Source organism: Bradyrhizobium sp. (assembly GCF_028868675.1).
Taxonomy (GTDB): domain Bacteria; phylum Pseudomonadota; class Alphaproteobacteria; order Rhizobiales; family Xanthobacteraceae; genus Bradyrhizobium.
The window spans coordinates 1-3,160 of record NZ_JAGWUA010000330.1 but is presented as its reverse complement, the minus strand read 5'-3'; the positions used below and the strand labels follow the sequence as shown (position 1 = coordinate 3,160).

The following is a 3,160-nucleotide window of genomic DNA, read 5'->3' as shown; positions in this document are numbered from 1 at the left end:
CGGCTGCGCGCCTGGCGCTCCGACGTCGCGCGCGAACGCGGCGTGCCGGCCTACGTGGTGCTGCACGATGCCACGATCGACGGCATCGTGCGAGCCTGGCCGACGACGCTGGACGAGCTGCGCAACGTGCCCGGGATCGGCGACAAGAAGCTCGAGCACTATGGCGAGCAGCTGTTGCGGCTGGTGCGGACGCGTTCCTAGTTCCGCACCGCGTAGAGCGGCGTCCTCAGCGTCACCTGGTAGGACGGCTTCGGCGTCCACGCGATCTGGGCGGTGATCCCGAACAGGCGGTTATCGTTGTCGTCCATGCGGTCGAGGTCGAGCCTGACGATCGGCTGCGTGAAGGACTGGACCTGCGCCAGGTTCAGAAGCTGCGCGCCGGCAAAGGACTGCACGCCGAGGCGACCGGTGAACTTCCAGTTGCTCGGCCATTGATAGTAGCCGCCGACATAGCCGATGGTGTTGGTGCCGATATGGGCGACCTGGCTGCCGATGTCGGTGTGGGTGTATTGCACGCCGGCCAAGAGTCCCCTGGTCTCGTCCGCGTCGAGCGCGTAGTCGAACTCCAGGATGTGGTTGAAGGACGTGGTCATCCCCGGCTCGTTCGGCACCGATTGCGTCAGCGTGGATTGCAGGGTGATGGTCGGAATCACGCCGCCGTTCTGCTGATGGAGGTCGGCCTGGAAGCCGATATTCCAGCTCGTAATGTCGAACGACGACCAGCCGCTACCGCCGAGATTGCTCGTCGTCCCCGACACGCCGCCGTAGAGCGAGACGCGGTCGGTGACGTCGACGGTGAGCGGAAAGTCGACGGCGATCGATTGCGCTGCCGGAAGGCCTCGCGAAAACGAGACGCCCTTCAGCGCAGCGAGCGCCTCGAGCGCCGTCGACAACGAGGAACCGCCGAAGCCGAGACCGAGTGTTCCGGCCGGGATGGTCGCGTAGGTCGTCCGCAGATCGAGATAGACGTTCGGTATCGCCGGCTTCATGTCGTCCTCATCGACGTCCGCGGCGAAGCCTGCTCCCGCCGCCGCCATCCAGATGGCGCAGGACAGCACCGCCCAGCGCACCGGCGCGGGACCGCGAGAACCAGGGCCTGACATTCCGCGACGGCAAACCATTTGACGGCCCGAAGGTCCGACCTTCAGGTGGCGAACCCGTCCTAGATGGAACGCGAACGTTCCCGGCGTCAAGCCGCACCGCACCTTTTCGGACCGCGGACGCCGACACAAGTCTCCTGCCGTGATCGCGGCGACACACTGGCGTCAGGCCGCGCGGATCTCCCGCGAAGAATTCCGCAGAGACAGCCGGCAGCGCCGGCTCGACGACCTTGCAGGATTCACGGGAGCGCCCGACTGGTCTTCTCATCGATGCGCATGAAGCGCATCCGGCTCTCGCGGTCGTGGTCGATATGTCCCGGCGTCGAATCGTCGACTCGATGTCGGGGTTGGCTTCCAGCTCGCTTCTGGTGGCCCGGCGGGACGCAAAGACTCGTTGACTGTGCAGCTTGGATACGCGCATATCGCGCGCAAAATATTCTTCGCATTCACGGTCGACATCGCATCGTCGCGACTTGATGCAGATTGTTAACCTGGATCAACTCGGGAATGCCGGCGTCGCAGTGCCGCGACCGGTCAGGTGGCAGTCAAGAAACTTCAATGAAGAACGTTTCGCCCTGTGTTGCGTGTCCGCGGTTCGGACTGGGATTTTGCCATGCGGTCTTGGGAGGGGCTGACGATCTCGCGCGCGAGGCCGGCGAGAGCTGGCAGCATCATCGGATCGTCGCTGCCGGCAAGCAAATCGTCGCGCGAAACCAGGAGACGCCCGACGTCTTCGTGCTGTGCGGCGGCTGGGGCTTTCGCTTCCTGCAACTGGCCGACGGCCGCCGGCAGATCCTGGGCTTCCTGCTGCCGGGCGATCTGTTCTCGGTCGCCTCGGTGTTCGAGGAGCGCTTTCATTTCTCGGTCAAGGCGCTGACGACGGTCCAGATCAGCACGATGCGGCGAAGCGAGGTTCAGTTGCGCCTCAAGAGTCCGCCGGTGGTGATGGCGCTGGCGAAAGCCTGCTCGCAGGAGGCGGAATCCTCCGACCGGATCATCGCCACGCTCGGCCGATGCTCCGCCGAGGAGCGCATCGCCTTCCTGCTGCTGCACCTGATGAAGCGGATCGCGGCCCACAACGTCATTCGTGACCAGCGATATCCCTTTCCGCTGCGCCAGCAGCACATCGCCGATGCGGTCGGGCTGACCTCCGTGCATGTCAGCCGCGTTCTCGGCACCTTTCGCGACCGCGGCATCGTCGAACTGTCGAACGGAGTGTTGAGGGTCGGCAACCTCCCCGACCTCAAGCACCTCGGCTCGCTGAACTGAACGCCGGCGGGTTGACGGTCCGGCGCGCCGACTTGGCCTGGATGGAAGAACGAGCGAGGCGCCCTGCGCGCGCCTCAGCCCATCTTCTCCCAGAGTTGACGGACGAGAATCCCGGCCCGCTTCTCGATCGCAGCCGCGGCGTCGAGCGCGAGGTCCTCGCGATAGCGCCCGGCAATGAGCTGCACGCCGATCGGCTTGCCCTGGTGCACGGTCACCGGCACCACGGCGCCGGGCAGGCCCAGCACGTTGATCGCCGAGATGAAGCGGATGTCGTTCCAGAAGATCTCGCGCACGCGCTCCGCGCTGATCGTGTCCTCGCGCGGACCCGGCGTCGGCTTCACGGTCGTGGGCGCGAGCACGACCGGATACTCCTCGAAGAACAGCTGCCAGGCGCGGATATGGCCGTTGCGCGCGGCGGTGGCGCGCATCCAGCCCTCGAGGTCGAGGACATTCGCCTTGCTCTTCATGCCGCCCCAGGCCTTGTGAAAATCCTCCGACGTCACCTTGAGCATCGCCTCTTCCTGCATCACCACCGTCTCGTTGGTGATGATGTCGCACCAGGTCTGCCAGACGCCGTTGATGTCGGGCACCTCGACCTCGCTGACGCGATAGCCGCCGCGCTCCAGGTGATCGGCGGCCTGGCGCAGCGCCGTTCGCACCGAGGGATCGACATCCATGTCGGCCGGCAGTCTTGCCAGCGCGACCTTGATCGGCCCCTTCGGCTTCGGCCCGACCAGCGGCGCGGGCACCCACCAGGGATCGCGCGGATCGCGCCGGCTCATCGCCTCGAG

General features: G+C 65.9%; 4 protein-coding genes. 2 read left to right on the top strand and 2 right to left on the bottom strand.

What is annotated here, in order from left to right; translation table 11 throughout:
- On the top strand, positions 1 to 201 hold a 201-nt coding region (locus KGM94_RS24610; protein ID WP_300265151.1), incomplete at its 5' end, for an HRDC domain-containing protein.
- Here the strand turns inward: KGM94_RS24610 and KGM94_RS24605 are convergent.
- Entirely contained in the window at positions 198 to 1,037 is an 840-nt protein-coding gene (locus KGM94_RS24605; protein ID WP_300265154.1) for a hypothetical protein, read from the bottom strand. The two genes, KGM94_RS24610 and KGM94_RS24605, sit on opposite strands and share 4 nt — an antisense overlap.
- Before the next feature lie 621 nt (positions 1,038 to 1,658).
- On the opposite strand from KGM94_RS24605, the gene KGM94_RS24600 reads away from it, so the two are divergent.
- A complete protein-coding gene (locus KGM94_RS24600) occupies positions 1,659 to 2,369 on the top strand; it encodes a Crp/Fnr family transcriptional regulator (protein ID WP_300265148.1) in 711 nt (236 codons plus the stop codon).
- Between the two features lie 74 nt (positions 2,370 to 2,443).
- On the opposite strand, the gene KGM94_RS24595 is transcribed toward KGM94_RS24600, so the two are convergent.
- Positions 2,444 to 3,160: amidase family protein (locus tag KGM94_RS24595; protein ID WP_300265145.1), on the bottom strand; the 717-nt coding region annotated here is incomplete at its 5' end.

Bases quoted from the DNA above. Each gene is read 5' to 3' on its own strand.
- KGM94_RS24600 (WP_300265148.1), top strand. From the start codon at position 1,659: ATGAAGAACGTTTCGCCCTGTGTTGCGTGTCCGCGGTTCGGACTGGGA.
- KGM94_RS24605 (WP_300265154.1), bottom strand. From the start codon at position 1,037: ATGGCGGCGGCGGGAGCAGGCTTCGCCGCGGACGTCGATGAGGACGAC.